We start from the raw sequence: 20,251 nt of genomic DNA, 5'->3' as shown, positions 1-20,251 counted from the left end.
AGTTTACCAGTAGTTAATTTGGTTTCATTTTCTCTGCACTATCCCAATGCTCGGCGATTTTTCCATTTTCTATCCGAAACATATCAAACCACGTAGTCGTATATTTTTTTGTTTTATCGACCGGGTCAGATTTCTCTTGGGCAAAACTGATCATTACTAAATTGCCCTCGGCTAGTATTGCCACAACGGGTGCTTTAATGGTGTCAGAAATTGGCTGTGGTTTTGTGAATTTCGAAAAGAATGCAACCAGTGCTTTTCTCCCAGTAGCCGCGTTTGGGTTGTGCTGCATATAGGTTTCGGTAAAGTATTTTTCAGCCACCTCCAGGTGCCCCCCCTCCAGGAATTCCCGCCACATATCGTAGACGAGTTTTTTATTCTTGGCCAGTTGTGGATTGTCGCTTCGTAATAATATCTGTTGCGAGGCAAGTGGTTTGACAGGCAGTTGAGCGAAAGCTCTGTTTGGTAGTGCCAGACCTACAAGGGTTAATAGAGCCAGTAAGCAAGGAATTGTTTTATGTTTCATCGTTCGTTTTTATTGAAGCTATTTAATTTTTCCATGCTTTTGGCGTCGGGTTTTAACCAGATGAGGTGTAGCATCAGGTCACGGCAAAACCAGTGTCCGTTATTTTCGATCCGAGTGTCCCAGAGATTTCTCAGGATTGACTACATCCCGAACGAGCTGTTTCAATTCCTTAATCTCCGGGAATCGGCCTTCGACTTTGCGATCGAAAATAACTTGATCATCGATACGGACGGAGAAACGACCACTGAATTCGGACGGGTGTAATAACACGCCGTGAATATCCTCTGTGAACGTCGTAAGCAGTTCCTGCGCCATCCAGGCCGACCGTAATAGCCAGCCACATTTCGGGCAATACTCGATTGTAATTTTAGGTTTCATTTTCTTGTTTGGCCCTGTTGGCAGATCAGAGTTAGATACGCCAACAGGGGAGCTTATATAGTTACACCAATCGAATCCCCCCCTCTTCCAGCACAATTTTCCGTTCCCGGTAGAGGGTACCGATGGCTTTTTTGAATGTCTTTTTGCTCATTTCCAGCGCACTGTATATCGCGTCGGGTGGGCTATTGTCGGTTAGCGGCAGGAATCCATTCTCGGCTTTGAGTGTAGCCAGAATGCGCCTGGCATTGGGTTCAACATTGTCAAAACCAGTTTTTTGCAGGCTTACGTCTATGAGACTATCATCGCGAATTGTTTTGATATAGCCGATGAGCGGATCACCGGGTCGAACGGTTCGGAAAATCTCGTTGGCATACACCAGGCCCTTGTAGCGATTATTGATGATGACGTTTACGCCAAGATCAGTGTTTTCGTAGGCTAGTAATTGCACCTCATCGCCTACTCGTAGATCACTCACATCGGGGTCTAGAAAGCGGGTTACTTTAGTCGATGCCACCAGCCGATTTGTCCGTCGGTCGAGGTACATAAACACGACATACCATTGCCCTTTTTCCATAGGGCGCGCCTGTTCGCGGTGGGGCACCAGCAGGTCTTTCTCCAGCCCCCAGTCCAGAAAGGCCCCGGCGCTGGAAACGGCCACCACCTGCAAGGCAGCAAACTCATCACGCTGAATAGCGGGAGTTAGTGTTGTGGCAATGGGGCGATCTTCCGAGTCGGTATAGACAAACACGTCGATGTCATCATCAACGGCCAGTGTATCAGGCACGTATTTATTGGGCAACAATATGTCGTTACTAAAATCCTGTGTCCGTCTGTCCGACAGGTCGCCCAGGAAAAACCCAACACTGGTTTCGCGCAGGGCTGTTAGCGTATTTATTCGTCCGATGTCAATCATAAGTACTAAAAACTTCCCGAAGTTAGAGAGACCGTCTACCTTTCACAAGTTTGTCGATTCCATTCCTATTGCCCCGAGTGCCCATCAGCCCGAGAAACGGTGCTCCTTTATACGTTAGCATCGTATCAGGAAGAAAGCGCTGACGCTCAGTTGTTTTAAATCAGAACTACCGAAAATGCTTATTTCTACACAAAGACAAATTAAGTATAGTATTGATTATCAGAGTACTAATCTCAGGGCATGGTCGTTATAAACACATTACCATCCTGAATTGAGTTTTGTTTAAGCGTATTGGATTCTCAGTCTTGATAGCCGCCTTACGTCCGGCTGTCGCCATTGCAGCAAAGTTTATTCCTCTAAATGTAGGACCAGCCTCGCTCCTCAATCTTGCTAAAACCAGCGTCGTCGCCAAATCAGACGCCACATCATCTGGTAATGATCGGTCAAGTTTAATGGCGCGTCTAAAGCCAGTTACCAGCGAAGTTCCTGAACTTCCTTTGCTCGACGTCGATTTCTGTGGAGAGTGCTTACCCCTCGACCAAACCGATGTTATTGATCGCTGGAAACACGTTTTTACGTTGTTTCGTCCACACGCCAGCGACCTCGGTGATCTTCGTCAGCGGGCCGATGTCTTCTTCCCGATTATCAACCCAATTTTAGAGAAATACGGCATTCCCGATGATTTCCGGTACGTTCCCTTAGCCGAAAGTGCGCTACGCCCAAAAGCGGTGTCGCGGGCGGGAGCGGCTGGCTACTGGCAACTCATGCCCGGTACTGCCCGTGACCTTGGCCTGAAAGTGGGTAAACGAATCGACGAGCGATTCAATGTTCAAAAGGCAACCGATGCAGCCTGTCGGTATTTACGAGCATTGTATAATCAACTGGGTTCGTGGTCGCTGGTGGCGGCTGCGTATAATGCTGGACCGGGGCTGCTAAAAAATCAACTCAAACGACACGACCACCGCGACTATTACCGGATGAGTTTGCCGCGCGAAACCCGGTATTACCTCTATCGGGTGCTGCTTTACAAGGAAGTAATGTCGCGCCCGAATGATTATTCTTCATTTCTGTCACCAGCTCCGGCTCAGCAAACGGTATTTCGCCCCTGGGCTCATACAGGGCTTCTACAGGCAGCGTAGCCCTATTTTTGATAAGAATTTCCTGAAAAGTTAACTTGGCTATGCTCAGCAACTTGCTGGGAATAGCCAAGTTTTTTTTCAAATTAAAACCACAGCTTTACAAATCAGTTATGTAAGATACAGCCACTGGGTGCGTATCTTGTCGGCTCTTTCTCCATCCAGCGTTTGAATGCAGTCTGACACTCCTAAAACTACAAATTCGGCATCGGGCCGCACCGTACTAACTCGGGGGCTCGATAAATTCTTTTTGAACCTGGCCGATGTATCCTCTTTTGTTGGTCGTTTCTTTCAGGAAGTCGTCCTCCCTCCGTACGAATTCAAAGAGATTGTTCGGCAATGTTACGAAGTGGGCTACCGATCGCTCTTGCTGATTTCCACAACGGGCTTTATTACGGGTATCGTGTTCACAAACCAGTCGAGGCCCTCATTGTCTGAATTTGGCGCTACTTCCTGGTTGCCTTCGCTGATTGCCATTGCCATTGTGAGAGCGTTAGGTCCACTCGTTACGGCACTGATTGCAGCAGGCAAAGTCGGGTCAAGCATCGGGGCCGAATTAGGGTCGATGAATGTAACGGAGCAGATCGATGCGATGGAAGTGTCAGGCACCAATCCATTCAAATTTCTGGTCGTTAGTCGGGTATTGGCTACATCGATCACCATTCCCATTTTGACGATGTACACTATTTTTGTGGCACTGATGGGTGCTTACATTAATGTCAATTTGAATGAACAAACCAGTTTTATCTCGTTTATCCAGGAAGTTTTTGGCGCCATATCGTACGTAGACATCTTTGCTTCAGTGACTAAATCAATTGTGTTTGGTTTCACAATTGGCATGGTTGGCTGTTATAAAGGGTACCATTCGTCGAAAGGTACTGAGGGCGTCGGTAAGGCAGCCAACTCATCGGTTGTAACGGCTATGTTTCTGGTTTTTATTGAAGAATTGCTCTCACTTCAAATTATTTCTGCGTTTCGGTAAGCGTATGTTTTATTGTCCAGAAATGCACAACGATCTAGTACTATATGAGTAAGGCCAAGACTACACCCTCAACCGAATCGGTTATTTCAATTCACGGCCTGCGTAAGTCATTTGGCAATTTGCATGTCTTACGTGGCATTGATTTAGACGTAAAGCGGGGTGAAAACGTAGCGGTACTGGGTCGGTCAGGAACGGGGAAGTCGGTCCTGATCAAAATTATGGTCGGCTTGCTCAAACCCGATGCTGGTAGCGTAGTCGTACTAGGTCAGGATGTTGAACAACTTCGGGGAAAGGAACTGGACGAATTCCGGCAGAAAGTTGGGTTTTCATTTCAAAGCAGTGCCCTCTACGATAGTATGAGTATCCGGGAGAATCTGGAGTTCCCACTTGTCCGTAACGTTCGCAACTTAAGTCGTGAAGATATCAACAAAGCTGTTGAAAAAGCACTGGCTGATGTAGGATTATCGCAGACGATTAACCAGATGCCATCGGAGTTATCGGGCGGACAACGGAAACGGATTGGCATTGCCCGAACCCTAATTCTGAAACCCGAAATTATGCTTTACGATGAGCCAACAGCGGGCCTGGACCCTATTACAAGCGTCGAAATCAACAATTTAATTAACGACGTACGCGAACGTTTAGGCGCAACGTCGATCATCATTACCCACGACCTGACCTGTGCCAAAACCACTGGTGATCGTGTAGCCATGCTCTTAGACGGAAAGTTTGAGCGGGTTGGCCCGTTCGATGAAGTCTTTACCGACAAAGACGAGCGAATTCAACAGTTTTACAATTATAACTTCGTGAAATAAACAGAATTAGTCGTTAGTGGTTAGTCAATACGGGGCCGCTCGTGCGGTCGTTAGTTCCTGAAAATCACGAATGAATACAGTAACAACCCACTATTGACTGACGACTAAAGACTTACGACCACTTATGAGTACCGAATCAACTAAGCGCTCCGTTATTGTCGGCATTTTTGTCCTACTGGGCATTGTAATTTTTGTAGCGGGGGTGTTTGTGCTGGGGGGCCAGCAAAAACGCTTTACCAAAAGCATTCGGCTTATTGCGCTCTTTAAGGACGTAGGTGGGCTGAAAGCAGGAAATAACGTTTGGTTTTCGGGCGTAAAGATTGGCACCGTTAAGCGAATTAGTTTCTATAATAATGCCCAGGTGGAAGTGGATATGAACATCGAAGAAAGCTCGAAACAATATATCCGGAAAGATGCCAGCGCAACAATCGGTTCTGATGGACTTATTGGCAATAAAATCGTTGTGATTGCGGGTGGCACAACCAGTCACCCGGAAGTTGAAGATGGCGACCAGATCCGAACGGCAGCCGCCCTAAGTTCGGATCAAATTATGGCCACACTACAGGAAAACAACAACAATTTGCTGCGCGTAACCAACGATTTCAAAGAGCTTGTTGGCAATCTTCGAAAGGGCAAAGGAACCGTAGGGGCCGTACTCACCGACTCGCTGGTGGCCGAAAATTTCAAAAAGGCCATGAGAAATCTGGAGCGGGCATCCGACAACACCGTGAAAGTAACGGGTTCTGTCTCGCAATTTGCAGCCAGATTAAACACCAAAGGAACGCTGGCCAATGAGTTAGTTACTGATACCACAGTATTTCGGCGTTTGAGCCGAGCTGCCGGTCGTTTCGAAACGGCTGTCACAGCAGCCGACCAGAGCGTTAGTACCCTCCGGCAAACATCCGAAAACCTGAATAAAGCATCCGAAAAACTCAATAACCCCAACAGCCCATTGGGTGTCTTGCTTACTGATCAGGAAACTGCTGGCAATCTCCGTACTACACTCCGCAATTTAAGCCAGAGTACGGTGTTGCTCAACGAAGATTTGAAAGCAGCCCAAAGTAATTTCCTGCTACGCGGGTTCTTTAAAAAACAGGCAAAAGCAACGGCAAAACAGAAGGCTGATAGTGCAGCTACGGCTAAGCCTTAGGAAGGTTTCCCCTCACCCCAACCGCGACGGCGGCCCGCCCCTCTCCCGTTTTGGGAGAGGGGCTTTTTTTGAGTTCTCGCTTGGCTTCGCTGAGTAAGAACATAAGTAAAATATAGTTCGACCCCGTTGGGGTCGCATGTTTATAGAATCTAGAGCTATAAATATGCGACCCCAACGGGGTCGAACTATAATGCGAAGACTTGTTTCTTCTGTCTACTCACTCTGTACCGTACTAGCGCCACTTACTTTTTGGGCGACGGCGGGTGTTCCTCTGTACCGGATCGTACTGGCACCGCTGGCCTCAACAACAAGGGAGGCATCTACACTTATGTTTGCTTTACTGGCTCCAGATGCACCAACACCAGCATTACCAACGGGATAACCAAAGGCTTGTAAAATCGATGCGCCAGACAATTCTGCCGACAGCCAGGTTCCCTGACCGCTCAATTGCAGCGAAGAAGCGCCTGATAAATCAATAGTTGTTCGGGTAGCCTGCCCCACAAACTGACTCTCGGAGGCTCCTGACAAATTAATATCCAGATCATTCAGATTCGTAAATCCAGTAATTGTTGATCGGCTGGCTCCCGAAAAATCAACACTACGTAAGGTTGGCATGGTTATCCGAAACGTCGTCGGGTATTTGCGATTTCTGGCAATTCGGTACTGGGCGTTGAGCGTACCGTTACGCGTATACACCTGTAGGTCATCCAGATTTCGGCGATCCCCTTCGGCAGTGATACTAAACGTTGTACCCTGTCGTACAGTAATAATAAATGCACTTCCCATATCAAGTCGATCGAAGTTGGCCAGCGCGTAGGTTTGTAGATCGCCCTGGTACGGCCCAACGTCTTCCCGTTTCAACGAGCAGCCAGATAAACTAAGTAATAAGGAGAGAAAGGCAATTCCATAAAATTGGGTGCGTGTCATTTGTATAGTTGTCATTAGTTAATGGATTCGCGCAACTATGGTTGTGTAGTCATTGCGCGTTTTCCTAATCATGACAGCTATCTAAGCCTTTGCCCCTACGGGCCAGAGAAAAAATTCCAGAATTTTTTGACGCTATTTCCAGAGGTTATTTCTACAAATTACTATACCGCAACCCAACCTGAAAGCCAATCCAGCCCCAGTGATGCGTATCACTATTGGCAGCAATACGGTCCGAGAAAAGCGGCACTTCAGGTTGTAGCAATGGGCGCGTTGTGCCATCATTACTGAAATACCAATTGGCCGATGGTCCAAACGCCAGCGATAGATGGCCACCAAGTTTAGTTTCAATCAGCGTACTCAGACGAATCTGGTTATTCCAACCGTCATTCTGGTTAGCTTTATCGAAATAAAATAAGTGGTGATAGGTTCCCTCCAGGCTAAAAAACGTAGAACGAGATAGTCCGAAAGCCGTACCGAGACCGTAACCCACGCTTAATCTTGGGCTTCCCACACGATCGAAATTATGGCCTGCCGAAATGATAGAATACAACCGTCGAGTACCCGTACGAACCGTTACATTCAGTAAATTAACTTCACTAGATGCTACCTCCAGACTCTGGTATCCGCCTTTGCGTACATAACTAAGCAAGCCAATAGGTACAGTCCCCGCCGAATCGGCAATGTTGATCAAGCCTAGCTGATGCCCGGATGTAACACGACGGGCACGGTTCAGGATACCGCTAATTTGCCAGCCTCGCACATCACGCTGTGCATAGTTGACTAAGCCTGCCAATTGAAGCCCATCAACAGATAATCCAGTTGTGTTAACTAAGCCGCCAATCTGAATACCCTTCATGTTCTGGTTGGTATAATTCACCAGGCCTGCTACCTGAACCCCATCGACAGATTTCCCGGCCGTATTTACCAGGCCGCCAAATTGAGTCCCGTTTACTTCCTGATTCACATAGTTGGCAAGGCCACCCAGTTGAACGCCAGTAAGCTTACCGCCCACTACGTTAGCCAGTCCACCCGCCTGAAATCCCTGAACATCTGTCCGAACCAGGTTCATTAAACCACCCACTTCAAAAGCGCGTACACCAAATGAATAACCAACCAGCATATTCACGGAAATCCGGTTACTAATGCGCCCACTCAAGCGATGGTTCGTTCCTATAAAGGGCAGAAAAGATACCTGCCAGTCGCGATAGAGTGTGTCACGGTTTAGGTTAACATCGTGAATAGCCTGTTGGGCCGAAACAAAAAGTCGTGTAATTCGCTCAAGTCCCTGATCAAGAACAGATACCGGTCGCGATTGTGCCGTTGAATCAGGGACAATCGTTGGCACTTCGACTGGCACAGTTGCTAAGGTTCCTGGCGATCTGGTCGTATCTTCGGTTACCCGTATCGGTAAGGTTTCCAGAGACATACGGGGTGGTACGGGCGTCATTCGTATACTAACCGAGTGAGTGGTTCGGGATCGGATCATAACCGTTTCGCCCACATACGCCTGTTTTCTAACATCCAGACGAACCGTTGGCAGATCGGTTGACAGCCGAAGCCGATAGTAACCAAATGGATTGCTGACGGTTGAGGCCAGGGTCGTTTTCTCGAAAATACTGGCCTGTGCAATGCGTTCGCCCGTTTGCTCGTCGAGAATATAACCGTCGAGCAGGAAGTTTTTGGGCGTCAGGTCGGGAGCTTCAGCCCGAACCAGAATAACATGATTTCCCCTTGATTTGAAGGTCACCTGATTCTGAAAAACTCGATTGAGCACTTCACGAACAGGGGTGTTTACCAAACGTATGTTCACAACGGCATTGCCATCGATACGGGTTGGATTATACGAAAACTCAAAATTACCAGCACGGCTAATCTGACGAAGGGCACTTTCGACCGTGGCATTTCGAATATCAACTGAAATAACCCGATCGAGCGGAGGAACCGATTGGGCGAACAGCCCGATATTCATAAACAAGAAAATTAGAACTAGGAGATAGCGCATTGCCGTGTGTTCAAATGGTTTTAGAGCAAGACAGCCATCTCGTCCCTTACCCCTATTCATCGACATCCGACTCCTTCTAAAATCACCTGTTTCCCTTCATGTCGGATGTGCAAGCCGAGCGTTTCAGCCGTAACGGCCAGTGCATCCTCAAATGATGTTTTATCGAACCGGGTCGTTAATCGACAGTTTCCAAGTTGGGCGTTCGCCAGTTGAACATCGGTATTATAAAACTGATTAATCGCCTGAATTACATCACGTAGCGGTTCATTATTGAACACCAGTTGGCCCGTTTTGTAAGCAAAGGCATTGGGTGCCAGTTGTGGCATCCGACGAATCGTATCGGCTGTAGCCTCGAAGGTTGCCTGCTGATTTTTCGTGAGCAACACTTCTTTTCGCCCACTGGAAAACCGCACTTTTCCCGTTCGAACAGCCACGCTTACGTTGGCATCATAGGCGCTTACACTGAACGATGTGCCCAATACCTGTACCACACTTTTGCGAGCCTCAATACGAAATGGACGGCTGGCATCGGGCGTAACATCGAAAAAAGCCTCCCCCGTTAGCGTAACATCCCGTTGGTCATCGGCAAAAGCGACCGGGTACGTTAGCATTGAATGCCGGTTCAGAAAAATTCGGGTTCCATCGGGTAAGGTTTTACTGATTTTCTGATTATTCGTTACCAACGTCACCATACGCTCACCCGGATGACCCTGGCTCATGGATCGAAACTGGTACAACAACCACCCAAAACTGGCCACCAACGCTAGTACAGCTGCTATCCGAAAAATGGTCTGGTTCCAGTCGCGGTATGGTTCATTTCGTTGTACGGGCAATGGTTTGACGATTGGCTCGGATCGGGAAACAGGGTTCCGGTCGGTGGTCCGCATCTTCTGCCGAACAGATCGCCAGGCGGCATCGGTATCAACGTCCGGCTGGTCGGGTTCGGCAGCTTCCCAAATACGTTCAAATCGGGCAAAGTCATCCTGACTGGTTGCCGATTTGTTGTCAGTCCGACTGGCTAGCCATGCCCGAACGCGCGCCGATTCGGCTGGATCGGTTTCGCCCGCCAGAAACTTGCCCAGCAGAGCGTCGTCTATAGGATGCTGATCGGCCATGACTTATGAGGAAAAAATGGATAACGAATAATGGATAATGCCCAATGCAATTGGCAAATAATCACTCAGTTCGGTGCGTAAGATGCGAAGAGCTTTACCAATCTGATTCTCAACTGTTTTTATAGAAATTCCCAACTGATCGGCAATTTCTCCGTATTTCAGTTCCTCAAATCGACTTAGGGTAAACGCCAGTCGGCACTGTTCAGGTAGCTTCTGAATGGCCCGCTGAACCTGAACAGACAGCTCGTCGCCAAGCAGCGTCTGCATGGGCGATTCGGTGGTGGTTTCTCCTAAATAGCGAGTATGCTCCCGATGCTCCTCTCGAACGGACGCATGTTTCAGTCGGTTCAGGCAACGGTTGTGCACGGCTCGATACAGGTACGACTTCAGGGAGACAGTAATATACAAATCTTCGCGCTTTTCCCAAACCGACAAAAACATGGCCTGTACTTCTTCTTCGGCTTCGTCGGGATCGGGTAGTAACTGGCGGGCGTAACGGCACAGAGGTGCGTAGTACTGTCGAAAAACAGACTCAAATGCCCGCTCATTACCGTCTCGGATGGCCGAAAGTATGTCCTGCTCAATCGGTGGCACTGATATAGGCTTATGGATGATAGAAGGCTGCAAAGCTATCATTTTTCGCAAACACACGCTTGGTTAGCCCTATGACACCTAGCAAACGGTATACCCCTACGCGTCTTGAAAATAAATTTGTAGTGCTGTCGGGTTTGAGAACCCGACAGACTCGTGTCAGCAATTGTGTCAGGTTTAAGAACCTGACATCACCACAAAAAAATCAGTAACTCACATAGGGGCAATTCAAAAACTGGCTGTCAGGAGAGCAAACCATCACAATCCTGTCAATCATGCCCTGTAATCAACGAATACTTATTCTCTACTTTTTTCTGTTCTCCACGTTCGTCCACGCGCAATCGTTAACCCAAACCATACGGGGTACAGTAGTTGACCAAAGTCTGCAAACACCCCTACCCGGTGCCACAGTCGTGATCCTCAATAGCACGCCCACCAAAGGAGCCAGCACGGATGCCAGTGGTCAGTTTCAACTTACACAAGTGCCCGTTGGTCGGCAAACGCTGCAAATTAGTGTTGTTGGCTACAAAGTGGCTACGCTACAGAATATCACGGTCGATGCGGGTAAAGAGCTGGTACTGACCATCTCGCTCGAAGAAGCCGTTAGCCAGTTATCAGAAATAACGGTGAAGCCAACCATTGAGAAAGACAAACCGCTCAATGAGATGGCTACTGTATCGGCGCGCACCTTTTCGGTTGAAGAAACCCAGAAATTTGCCGCAGCGGTTAACGATCCCGCCCGGATGGCCACGGCCTATGCGGGAGTTGTTGGGGGTGATGACGGCGGAAATTACATCGTAATCCGGGGAAATGCTCCCAACGGACTGCTCTGGCGAATGGAAGGCGTCGAAATTCCCAATCCTAATCATTTCTCCAATCTGGGATCAGCTGGCGGAGGCATTTCTATTTTGAGTGCCCAATTATTAGCCAACTCCGATTTTCTGACGGGCGCTTTCCCGGCTGAATATGGCAATGCGCTGTCGGGCGTGTTCGATCTAAAGCTTCGACGGGGCAATAATACCAAACGGGAATATACCGTGCAGGTGGGCGTTTTGGGATTAGATATAGCAGCAGAAGGCCCTATTGCCAAAAACTACAACGGCTCTTTTCTGGTGAATTACCGCTACTCAACACTGGGCCTACTCTCAACCCTGGGACTGAATATTGGCACAGGGACCAGCATATTTCAGGATTTATCATTCAATGTATATTTGCCCACTCGCAAAGCTGGTACGTTTACACTCTTTGGTTTTGGCGGGTTGAGCAGTAGCAAAGTCAACGCGCCAGCCGATTCAAGTAAGTGGGAAACTGGCTACGACCAGTACAACGACGATTTTCGGTCCAATACCGGTGCTGCCGGAATAACGCACACCCTCCCGATTGGCCGGAAAGCCTTACTCAAAACGGTATTACTGGCTTCTGGCTACGAAAATCGGGATCGGACAGAACTACTGGACCCCGCAAAGGAGTATACCGCTTCGGAACGGGAAAACGATGCATACCTAACCCAAAAACGTATTGTATCGACCACTCTGACCTACAAAATTAATCCCAGACATACCTTCCGAACGGGATTAATTGGCACGCAATTGCTCTACGACCTTTCTCAAAAGTCGTGGGAGCCTGAACAGCAACAGGTGCTGACGCGCGTTCAGGTAAGCGACCAGACCAGTACGCTACAGGCGTTCGGCCAGTGGAACTACCGACTGTCGGAACAGTTGACGCTCAACGCTGGCCTACACTACCTTCGTCTGAATCTAAATGGCACATCGGCGCTGGAACCTCGTGGTTCCGTACGCTGGGCCTTTTCGCCTAACAAGGCAATTAGTTTTGGTTACGGGCTTCATAGTCAGTTGCAAAACCCAGCCACGTATTTTGTACTCCCAACCGACCAGTCGGGTAGTACAGCTACATCCAATCGAAACCTGGGCTTTACCCGCTCGCACCACTATGTGTTAGCCTATGATCAGCGTCTAAACAGTCGGAGCGATGGCCCTCCTTTACGCCTGAAAGTTGAAACCTATTATCAGCATCTGTTCAACATTCCAGTGAGCGCCAATCAACGCGACGCTTTCGCCATTATCAATCGATTCGATGGGTTTACCGATCGGGCATTGGTCAATACAGGTCATGGTCGAAATTACGGGCTTGAGTTGACGCTGGAGCAGTTTCTGGTTCGGGCCGCATCGGGCAACAGTCTGTATTTTCTCTTATCGTCGTCGCTCTACAATTCGGAATACCAGGGATCGGATGGCGTTTGGCGCAACACTCGCTGGAATGGTCGTCACGCCGAAAGCTTACTGGTGGGTAATGAGTGGGTATCGGGGTCAAATGTGTTTGGACTTAACCTCAAACTGAGTTATTATGGCGGGTACCAAGATACACCTGTTGATCTGGCCGAGTCAAAACGATTAGGAGAGACTGTGTACATAGACAATCAGTCATTTACGGAACAGCTACCCGCTTATTTTAGGCCCGATGTCCGGCTTAGCTGGAAGAAAAATCGCCCAAATTCAACCCGCACACTCTCACTCGATTTGCAGAATGCCATCAATCGGCAGAATATCTATAGCCATTATTTCGATCCGGCCAGCGGTACGGTCAAAACCAATTATGCTACGGGCATGATACCCGTATTGAGCTATCGGGTTGTGTTTTAATGCAGAGACATTTTATTACCTACCTATAGATAAAGAAAAGTAAGCTTAATCACTTGGTATTCTTTAGCTTTAATTCCTTTTAAACTAAAGTTAACTAGCATGAAAATCAGCCAGTTTACAAAAATTACCCTAATATTTTCAATGGCCTTTACGACAACGGTATTATATGCCCAAAGTAAATCGGACACGTTGGCTATTCAGACAATTATACAGGATGAAACAAGCGCGTGGAATAAAGGAGATGCTATAGCTTATTCAAAACAATTCGCGCAGGATGGCACCTTTACAAACATTGTGGGTATGTTTTATACAGGGCATAAAGCTTTTTTATACAGGCACGACGAGATTTTCAAAGGCATGTTTAACAAGACAACTTCAACTCAGAAAATTGTGTCGCTACGCTTCGTTCGCCCTGACGTAGCGATTGTAGAAACACTGTGTCGCGTAACTGGCTTTCCAGCAACGGGCCTTCCGGCAAGAATACAACTCGATGCCAAAGGGCGCCTGACTACCCGCTTATTACAGGTACTGGAAAAATCGGCTGGCAACTGGCAAATAGTCTCTTACCATAATGTGGATGTAAAACCGGGGGCACCTGTACCCGAAGATCAATAAGTTTTTGGAGGGCACAGTCGTGTATTGTCAGGAATTGATAGCAGGCGCTTTCCTACTTCCTGACAATACCTGACCTTTTACTTACAATGCCAGATGCAACGACTGGACAGGTTGCCCGTAGAAAATAGTCGCTTGCCGGTCGAAGTCTTCGGTGGAATCGGTTGTCAGAAAGGTGCGCTGTCCGTGTTTGCTGCATTGCGCTTCGATTTCGGGGTGACGTTGCAGATAATCGGCCAGGCTATCGGCAACAATATGGCCCTGACTTAAAATTGTCGTTCCATCGGGAGCTGCCTGCCGAATTTTATCGAGCAAAAGTGGGTAATGCGTGCAGGCCAATAGAATTGTGTCAATGTTCGGCGATTGGGCCATCAGGCGGTCAATATGCTGTTGAACGAAATAATCGGCACCGGGGCTAGCATATTCGCCATTCTCAACCAAAGGCACCCACATTGGGCAGGCCTCCTGAACAACTTGTAAATCAGGAAAGAACTTCTCGATTTCAACCAGATATGATTCTGAGGTAACCGTTCCCCGTGTTGCCAGAACCCCAACATGGCCCGTTTGGGAATAGTTGCCAATGACTTCGGTTGTTGGTCGAATGACGCCCAATACGCGTCTGTCGGGAGCAAGCGTCGGCAAGTCAAGTTGCTGAATATTACGTAATGCTTTGGCCGAAGCGGTGTTGCAAGCGAGAATCACCAAGCGACAACCCTGATCGAACAAGTGTCGGACGCATTCGAGCGTGTAGTGATAAACTGTTTCGAACGAGCGGGTTCCATAGGGTGTTCGGGCGTTATCACCGAGGTAAACGTAATCGTACTGCGGTAGTTTCTGAACAATTTCTCGCAGGACGGTTAGGCCACCGTAGCCTGAATCAAATACACCAATGGGTTGTGCCGATACTGTCATTCTTACTTGCTGGCTTTCTTTTTTACTTCGGCCAGTAACCCATCCAACGCCTTTCTATTGTACACGGTTCCGCGCAAAATGACGGTGTTGATAGCTTGTGTAGCGCTAATATCAGCTAACGGATTCTTATCGAGCAGGACAATATCGGCACTTTTACCCGGTGCAATATCGCCATACAAAGCAGTCTTCCCTAAAAATACCGGGCCCGGTATTATCGCCGATTGCAGGGCCTGTAAAGGGGTCAATCCTGCTTTTACGAAGTAGCCAAGTTCATGGTGAAGGCCTACACCCGGATACACGTAGGAGTTCAAAAAACCAGCGTCGGTTCCAGCCATAATCGTGACGCCCGCTTTATGTAAAAGGGGAAGTAATGAGGCTGATTTCTCATAAACAGCATGACGTTCGGCAATGGCTTCCGGACCATCTTTAGCGACCCGATTCACCCGCCAGGCATAGGTATTTTTCAACCCCTGACCAATGTATTGCAAGTAGCTGTCATTCTGATGGCTATCTTGATCCAGGTAAGCCACTGTACGACTGATGTTTAGCGTAGGCACAACGAATGTACCATTTTTAGCCATCCGCTGATAAACGGCCAGCGCAGTTGCCTCATCAAAACTCTGCATAACCATCGGCGACGCCAGTCGAGTGGTGAGTTGCCCATTTCTCACTTTGTCTGCCACTTCTTTATCGCGCGTTGAGCCTGCTTTGAGTACATAACTCATGTGCTCCACCGACCCCAAACCCGCCGAAGTAACTTCATCCATAGTGAGCGCAAAGGGCACGTGCCCCGAGGTTTTCATACCCCGTTTTTTAGCCTCCTGCAAAATGTAGAGATAGATATCCGGCTTAATCGCATTGTCTGTAATCTTAACAAAATCGACCTTCAAGCCTTGCAGGGAATCGAGCATTTTGTCCACTTCGCCATTGGTACTCACCTCAATATCACCTACCCAGCTCGACTTATAACCTTCCAGTTTGGGGCCAGATGTAAACAAGGTAGGCCCCATCAGCTCACCTTTCCCAATCTGGTCGCGCCATTGCAGTACGTTTGGACTTAGATCGGCGGCCGCATCACGGATAGCCGTAATACCGTGAGCAACGTAAAGCGGAAAGAGGTTTTTGTTTTTTTCAATCAATGTATCACCCCCACCAAAATGGACGTGCATGTCCCAAAGTCCCGGAATGATGAATTTTCCAGATGCGTCGACAACGGTTTTCGCCTGAAAATCCTTGAGTCGCGATTCATCAAACACCCCAACGATCGTCTTTCCCCGAGTAGCAATGATTTTCTTCGGTAGAACCTTGCCTGTACGCACGTCGATCAGGTTTCCTGATTTGATCAGTACATCAACGTTTTGCTTTTGGGCGAATGTGAATTCAGAGATTGAAATCAGGAAAATTAGGCAAAGAAAGAGGTTTCGCATGGTGAGTTGATTTTACTATAGTCTGACCCCGATGGGGTCAAATGTTTATAGAGGTGATCATTACTATAAACATCTGACCCCATCGGGGTCACACAACAATGTATTCCAATTTAATGCGCTGACATTATTCTATTTTACCCCAACAATTCTTTCCCCTGCGCCAGCGCAGCATCGAGTCCCGATGAATCGGAACCGCCCGCTGTAGCAAAGAAAGGTTGGCCACCGCCACCACCTTTGATGTTTTTAGCCAGTTCTTTCACCACTTGACCTGCATTCAGATTTTTACCCTGAATTAGTGAATCCGGTAGCATAACGGCCAGTTGTGGTTTGCCGTTGATATCGGCACCAAGAACAACCGCAAGATTATCCACTTTGGCTTTCAGATCGTAGGCTAACTGTTTCAGTGCATCGGCATTTGGAACGTCGACCCGCTCAACAAGACGAGAATGCCCGTTGACAACCTCTATTTTATCCAACAGCTGGTTTTTCAATTGCTGAACTTTCTCGTTCTGCAACGCGTCAACCTGTTTCTGTAACGCAGTCCGTTCATCAAGCAGAGCTTGTACCGCTTTGACAATGTCTTTGGGCGCTTTCAGCAATTCTTTTAATTCGCTCACAACGGCCATCTGCTCGTTGATTAACGCTTCGGCACCAGCCGACGTTTTGGCCTCAACCCGACGAATACCCGTAGATACGGAACCCTCACCCGTGAATTTGAACAAACCGATATGTCCTGTTGCTGGCACGTGCGTGCCGCCACAGAGTTCAACCGAGTAGTTTGGATCGAACGTGATAACGCGCACGAAATCACCATATTTCTCACCGAACAAAGCCGTTGCGCCTAATTCTTTAGCTTCTGCAATCGGTACATTACGCTTCTCATTGAGCTTAATGTCCTCACGAATTTTCTCGTTTACGATACGCTCCACTTCGGCCAGTTGCTCGTCGGTTACTTTAGTGAAGTGCGAGAAATCGAAGCGCAGAGCATCGGGACCAACGTAGGAACCCTTCTGGCCTACGTGCGGTCCCAGCACTTCGCGTAGAGCCGAGTGCAGCAAGTGGGTGGCCGAGTGGTTGCTGGCAATCAGTCCCCGACGAGCCGTGTTGATAACCGCATAAACGGTATCCGCTTCAGCCAGCAAGTCGTCAATACCGGTTACGTCCTGAACAATATGAATACTAAGGTCATTTTCTTTCCGGGTATCCAGCACCGTCAATGTGCCAATCTGATCTGAACCAGCGAAGAGTTCGAGCACACCCGTGTCGCCAATTTGTCCGCCTGATTCAGCATAGAACGGCGTTTTGTCCAGAACAACCTGCACCTGCGTTCCCTGTTTGTTCTGAATCTTGCGATACTTCACAATATGGGCATAGGCTTCGGGCTGATCATAACCAACGAATTCAACTTTATCCGTTTCAGCCAGTTCGATCCAGTCACCTGCCGATGACGTAGCATCTTTCCGCGAACGGGCTTTCTGTTCCTGAAGGGCTTTCTGGAAGCCAGCTTCATCTATTGTCAAGCCCTTTTCGCGAGCAATTAACGCGGTTAAATCAGCGGGAAAACCGAACGTATCGTTTAGTTCAAAGACGGTTTCGCCAGGAATTTCTTTCGTGTCTTTTCCAGCAAGATCGCCAATGATCTGATCAAGACGGCCTAAGCCCGTTCCCAAAGTCCGTAAAAACGCAATTTCTTCTTCCCGAATCACTGTTGCCACGAAATCGCGCTGGGCGTTTAGTTCGGGGAAAACATCGGCAAACTGCATGGCCAACGTGGGAACGAGTTTGGTCATGAACGGCTCGGTCAGGTTTAGGTACGAATAACCATACCGAATAGCCCGACGCAGAATTCGCCGAATAACGTAACCTGCCTTCGAATTGGATGGAACCAGCCCATCAGCAATGGCAAATGACACAGCCCGAATGTGATCGGAAATGACACGCATCGCTACATCGGCCATACCAGTTCCAGCGCCATACTTCAGCCCCGAAAGCTCTTCGATGACGTGAATCGTACCCGAGAAAACGTCGGTGTCGTAGTTCGATTTCTTCTGCTGAATGGCCATACACAACCGCTCGAATCCCATGCCGGTATCGACATGGCGGGCAGGCAGTGGATCAAGCGAACCATCGGCTTTCCGGTTGAACTGCATGAATACCAAATTCCAGATTTCAACAACCTGTGGATGGTCGGCATTGACGAGATCCTTACCGGGCTTTTCGGCTACTTCTTCAGGAGACCGCAAGTCTACATGTATTTCAGAGCATGGGCCACATGGGCCTGTGTCGCCCATTTCCCAGAAGTTGTCCTTCTTATTCCCGTAAATAATCCGGTCTTCACCAACGATAGGTTTCCAAAGGTCGAACGCTTCCTGATCAAAGGGGACATTGTCTTTTTCATCGCCCTGAAACACCGACACATACAGTCGATCTTTCGGTAGTTTGTACACTTCTGTCAGCAACTCCCACGCCCAGGTAATGGCCTCTTTCTTGAAATAATCGCCAAACGACCAGTTGCCGAGCATTTCGAACATAGTGTGGTGATAGGTATCAAACCCTACGTCTTCCAGGTCATTATGCTTGCCCGATACGCGCAGACACTTCTGTGTATCGGCTACTCGCTTGGACGGGGGAGTACCATTACCGAGGAAAAAATCTTTAAACTGCGCCATGCCTGAGTTATTGAACATCAGCGTAGGGTCGTTTTTGGCAACGAGCGGGGCCGAAGCAACAATCAGGTGTTGTTTGGAGCGGAAGAAGTCGAGAAAATGCCGACGTATTTCGTGGGAAGTCATAAAGTGGTAAGTTATAAAGTGGTAAGTCGTAAGTGATTTCGTATTAATTACTTACGACTTACCACTTTATAACTTACCATTACACCCACAAAATTACGGTAAAACTTGCAGGTTTAGCCGAACGTCAGCAAGTTTGTGATATGGAAGGCTCTGGCAAATTGTATTATGGCATTAAAGAAGTGGCCGAAAAATTCGGCATTAATGCCTCTAAACTACGCTATTACGAAAAGGAGTTCCCCACGCTCCAACCCAAGAAAAACCGCTCTGGCGACCGGGTGTATACCCAGGCTGACATCGATCACCTGACTGAAATTCTCGACTTAATTGACCGGCAGAAATACACCCTCCCAGGTGCACGCGAGTTCTTAAAAGCCCAACATGAACGACGTCAGGAAAATGCTCGCTACATCAGTAAGCTAAAAAAGATAAAATCGTTTCTGATTCAACTGCGCGACGGCCTGGATAAGCCGCAGGAGCAAGTGGAGCATACGGAAGAATAATACGCTTTCAGATTTTTGACGGCGCGATACCATACGTTTTTTTAAAGGCAAACGAAAAATGGGACAGGTCTTCAAAGCCTAATTCCAGATACACATCCGATGGTGCTTTGCCTTTTTCTTTGATCAGATAATGAGCTTCCTGTAGCCTTCGTTGCTGTAACCACCGGCTGGGCGACGCATGGAATATCTTTTCAAAATCCCGCTTAAATGTCGCCAGACTTCGCCCGGTCAAATAAGCGAAACGCTTTAGCTCCACATTGAAGTGATAGTTCTTGTTCATAAAACCTTCCAGATCCAGTTTACCCGGCTCCGAAAAATCAAACAAAATATCCTTTAGTTCCGGATTTGCCTGTAGTAGAATCAGGATCGCTTCTTTCAATTTCAGCGCCTGTAGATCCCTATTAACAGATTGATTTTCTTGTAGATAAGGCACCAACGAATCCATAAAACTTTTATAAAGCACATTGGGCTTTAATTCCAGGACAGCATCGTTTTCCTGATGGGCTTCTGCTTTATATCCATACTCAAGGCTAAACTTGCGCAGTGTTTCCTGATCAAGGTAAATGGACAGGGATTTGAACTCGCCGTTTTCGGGTGGTTGCTTGAAAAATTTTACGAGCTGATTCCGGCGGCTAAACCGAAAATCTCCTTCGCCAAATGTGTAGTCTTTATGACCATCGTTCGTGGTGAGCGTACCAGCAATCTGGTAACTGAATACATGTTCCGGTATGAACTGTTCACCTTCCCTACTTCGGGTGAAGTAGCAGGAATATACGATTTGCGATAAGCGCTGTTTTTCTTCCAGTTTGAGCATAT

General features: G+C 48.0%; 18 protein-coding genes. 7 read left to right on the top strand and 11 right to left on the bottom strand.

The genetic code is table 11. The annotated features are described in order from the left end of the window. Positions 1-13: 13 nt before the first annotated feature. The 3 genes from GO755_RS32640 to GO755_RS32630 form a co-directional block, all read right to left on the bottom strand. The gene (locus tag GO755_RS32640; protein ID WP_157589637.1) at positions 14-523 is read right to left on the bottom strand and encodes a nuclear transport factor 2 family protein; all 510 of its coding nucleotides are present in this window, start codon (positions 521-523) and stop codon (positions 14-16) included. Positions 524-622: 99 nt separating this feature from the next. After that, positions 623-901, bottom strand: coding sequence for a SelT/SelW/SelH family protein (locus tag GO755_RS32635; RefSeq protein WP_157589636.1), 279 nt, complete (start codon positions 899-901; stop codon positions 623-625). A 61-nt stretch (positions 902-962) separates the two neighbouring features. Continuing rightward, positions 963-1,814, bottom strand: coding sequence for a CvfB family protein (locus tag GO755_RS32630; RefSeq protein ID WP_157589635.1), 852 nt, complete (start codon positions 1,812-1,814; stop codon positions 963-965). Between the two features lie 278 nt (positions 1,815-2,092). Here GO755_RS32630 and GO755_RS32625 point away from each other — a divergent pair, with 278 nt between their 5' ends. The 4 genes from GO755_RS32625 to GO755_RS32610 all read left to right on the top strand — a co-directional run bounded on the left by GO755_RS32625 (position 2,093) and on the right by GO755_RS32610 (position 5,897). Further along, positions 2,093-2,953 carry a lytic transglycosylase domain-containing protein gene (locus tag GO755_RS32625; RefSeq protein ID WP_227687178.1) on the top strand — a complete coding sequence of 287 codons (861 nt, stop codon included), beginning with the start codon at positions 2,093-2,095 and terminating at the stop codon, positions 2,951-2,953. Positions 2,954-3,122: 169 nt separating this feature from the next. Further along, positions 3,123-3,932: an MlaE family ABC transporter permease gene (locus GO755_RS32620; protein ID WP_157589634.1), complete on the top strand. Its 810-nt coding sequence runs from the start codon at positions 3,123-3,125 to the stop codon at positions 3,930-3,932. 44 nt (positions 3,933-3,976) lie between these two features. Beyond that, a complete protein-coding gene (locus tag GO755_RS32615; RefSeq protein ID WP_157589633.1) occupies positions 3,977-4,747 on the top strand; it encodes an ABC transporter ATP-binding protein in 771 nt (256 codons plus the stop codon). Positions 4,748-4,871: 124 nt separating this feature from the next. Next, positions 4,872-5,897: an MlaD family protein gene (locus GO755_RS32610; RefSeq protein ID WP_157589632.1), complete on the top strand. Its 1,026-nt coding sequence runs from the start codon at positions 4,872-4,874 to the stop codon at positions 5,895-5,897. A 213-nt stretch (positions 5,898-6,110) separates the two neighbouring features. Here the strand turns inward: GO755_RS32610 and GO755_RS32605 are convergent, their stop codons facing one another. From GO755_RS32605 to GO755_RS32590, 4 genes are all read right to left on the bottom strand, one after another. Continuing rightward, the gene (locus tag GO755_RS32605; protein WP_157589631.1) at positions 6,111-6,824 is read right to left on the bottom strand and encodes a head GIN domain-containing protein; all 714 of its coding nucleotides are present in this window, start codon (positions 6,822-6,824) and stop codon (positions 6,111-6,113) included. A 151-nt stretch (positions 6,825-6,975) separates the two neighbouring features. Further along, a complete protein-coding gene (locus GO755_RS32600; RefSeq protein ID WP_157589630.1) occupies positions 6,976-8,826 on the bottom strand; it encodes an STN and carboxypeptidase regulatory-like domain-containing protein in 1,851 nt (616 codons plus the stop codon). 56 nt (positions 8,827-8,882) lie between these two features. Then, positions 8,883-9,941, bottom strand: coding sequence for a FecR family protein (locus GO755_RS32595; RefSeq protein WP_157589629.1), 1,059 nt, complete (start codon positions 9,939-9,941; stop codon positions 8,883-8,885). A gap of 3 nt (positions 9,942-9,944) precedes the next feature. Continuing rightward, a complete protein-coding gene (locus GO755_RS32590) occupies positions 9,945-10,577 on the bottom strand; it encodes an RNA polymerase sigma-70 factor (protein WP_157589674.1) in 633 nt (210 codons plus the stop codon). 230 nt (positions 10,578-10,807) lie between these two features. On the opposite strand from GO755_RS32590, the gene GO755_RS32585 reads away from it, so the two are divergent. Beyond that, the gene (locus GO755_RS32585) at positions 10,808-13,192 is read left to right on the top strand and encodes a TonB-dependent receptor (RefSeq protein ID WP_157589628.1); all 2,385 of its coding nucleotides are present in this window, start codon (positions 10,808-10,810) and stop codon (positions 13,190-13,192) included. Between the two features lie 99 nt (positions 13,193-13,291). Continuing rightward, the gene (locus tag GO755_RS32580; protein ID WP_157589627.1) at positions 13,292-13,807 is read left to right on the top strand and encodes an SgcJ/EcaC family oxidoreductase; all 516 of its coding nucleotides are present in this window, start codon (positions 13,292-13,294) and stop codon (positions 13,805-13,807) included. 81 nt (positions 13,808-13,888) lie between these two features. Here the strand turns inward: GO755_RS32580 and murI are convergent, their stop codons facing one another. The 3 genes from murI to alaS form a co-directional block, all read right to left on the bottom strand. Next, entirely contained in the window at positions 13,889-14,716 is an 828-nt protein-coding gene (gene murI / locus GO755_RS32575; protein WP_157589626.1) for a glutamate racemase, read from the bottom strand. 2 nt (positions 14,717-14,718) lie between these two features. Next, complete coding sequence (locus GO755_RS32570; protein ID WP_157589625.1) at positions 14,719-16,143, bottom strand: amidohydrolase family protein; 1,425 nt, start codon at positions 16,141-16,143, stop codon at positions 14,719-14,721. Between the two features lie 134 nt (positions 16,144-16,277). Next, complete coding sequence (alaS, locus tag GO755_RS32565; RefSeq protein ID WP_157589624.1) at positions 16,278-18,935, bottom strand: alanine--tRNA ligase; 2,658 nt, start codon at positions 18,933-18,935, stop codon at positions 16,278-16,280. 140 nt (positions 18,936-19,075) lie between these two features. Between alaS and GO755_RS32560 the strand changes: the two genes are divergently transcribed. After that, positions 19,076-19,435, top strand: coding sequence for a MerR family transcriptional regulator (locus tag GO755_RS32560; RefSeq protein ID WP_157589623.1), 360 nt, complete (start codon positions 19,076-19,078; stop codon positions 19,433-19,435). 7 nt (positions 19,436-19,442) lie between these two features. Here the strand turns inward: GO755_RS32560 and GO755_RS32555 are convergent, their stop codons facing one another. Next, positions 19,443-20,249 carry a helix-turn-helix domain-containing protein gene (locus GO755_RS32555; protein ID WP_157589622.1) on the bottom strand — a complete coding sequence of 269 codons (807 nt, stop codon included), beginning with the start codon at positions 20,247-20,249 and terminating at the stop codon, positions 19,443-19,445. Positions 20,250-20,251 lie beyond the last annotated feature (2 nt).

The organism is Spirosoma arboris (assembly GCF_009754945.1).
GTDB classification, from domain to species: Bacteria; Bacteroidota; Bacteroidia; order Cytophagales; family Spirosomataceae; genus Spirosoma; species Spirosoma arboris.
The sequence above is the reverse complement of the archived record's forward strand: the minus strand, read 5'-3'. Positions and strand labels throughout refer to the sequence as shown.

Excerpts from the sequence above, each read along its gene's own strand:
- GO755_RS32640 (WP_157589637.1), bottom strand. The coding sequence starts at position 523 with ATGAAACATAAAACAATTCCTTGCTTACTGGCTCTATTAACCCTTGTA.
- GO755_RS32635 (WP_157589636.1), bottom strand. The coding sequence starts at position 901 with ATGAAACCTAAAATTACAATCGAGTATTGCCCGAAATGTGGCTGGCTA.
- GO755_RS32630 (WP_157589635.1), bottom strand. The coding sequence starts at position 1,814 with ATGATTGACATCGGACGAATAAATACGCTAACAGCCCTGCGCGAAACC.
- GO755_RS32620 (WP_157589634.1), top strand. The coding sequence starts at position 3,123 with ATGCAGTCTGACACTCCTAAAACTACAAATTCGGCATCGGGCCGCACC.
- GO755_RS32615 (WP_157589633.1), top strand. The coding sequence starts at position 3,977 with ATGAGTAAGGCCAAGACTACACCCTCAACCGAATCGGTTATTTCAATT.
- GO755_RS32610 (WP_157589632.1), top strand. The coding sequence starts at position 4,872 with ATGAGTACCGAATCAACTAAGCGCTCCGTTATTGTCGGCATTTTTGTC.
- GO755_RS32605 (WP_157589631.1), bottom strand. The coding sequence starts at position 6,824 with ATGACACGCACCCAATTTTATGGAATTGCCTTTCTCTCCTTATTACTT.
- GO755_RS32600 (WP_157589630.1), bottom strand. The coding sequence starts at position 8,826 with ATGCGCTATCTCCTAGTTCTAATTTTCTTGTTTATGAATATCGGGCTG.
- GO755_RS32595 (WP_157589629.1), bottom strand. The coding sequence starts at position 9,941 with ATGGCCGATCAGCATCCTATAGACGACGCTCTGCTGGGCAAGTTTCTG.
- GO755_RS32590 (WP_157589674.1), bottom strand. The coding sequence starts at position 10,577 with ATGATAGCTTTGCAGCCTTCTATCATCCATAAGCCTATATCAGTGCCA.
- GO755_RS32585 (WP_157589628.1), top strand. The coding sequence starts at position 10,808 with ATGCCCTGTAATCAACGAATACTTATTCTCTACTTTTTTCTGTTCTCC.
- GO755_RS32580 (WP_157589627.1), top strand. The coding sequence starts at position 13,292 with ATGAAAATCAGCCAGTTTACAAAAATTACCCTAATATTTTCAATGGCC.
- murI (WP_157589626.1), bottom strand. The coding sequence starts at position 14,716 with ATGACAGTATCGGCACAACCCATTGGTGTATTTGATTCAGGCTACGGT.
- GO755_RS32570 (WP_157589625.1), bottom strand. The coding sequence starts at position 16,143 with ATGCGAAACCTCTTTCTTTGCCTAATTTTCCTGATTTCAATCTCTGAA.
- alaS (WP_157589624.1), bottom strand. The coding sequence starts at position 18,935 with ATGACTTCCCACGAAATACGTCGGCATTTTCTCGACTTCTTCCGCTCC.
- GO755_RS32560 (WP_157589623.1), top strand. The coding sequence starts at position 19,076 with ATGGAAGGCTCTGGCAAATTGTATTATGGCATTAAAGAAGTGGCCGAA.
- GO755_RS32555 (WP_157589622.1), bottom strand. The coding sequence starts at position 20,249 with ATGCTCAAACTGGAAGAAAAACAGCGCTTATCGCAAATCGTATATTCC.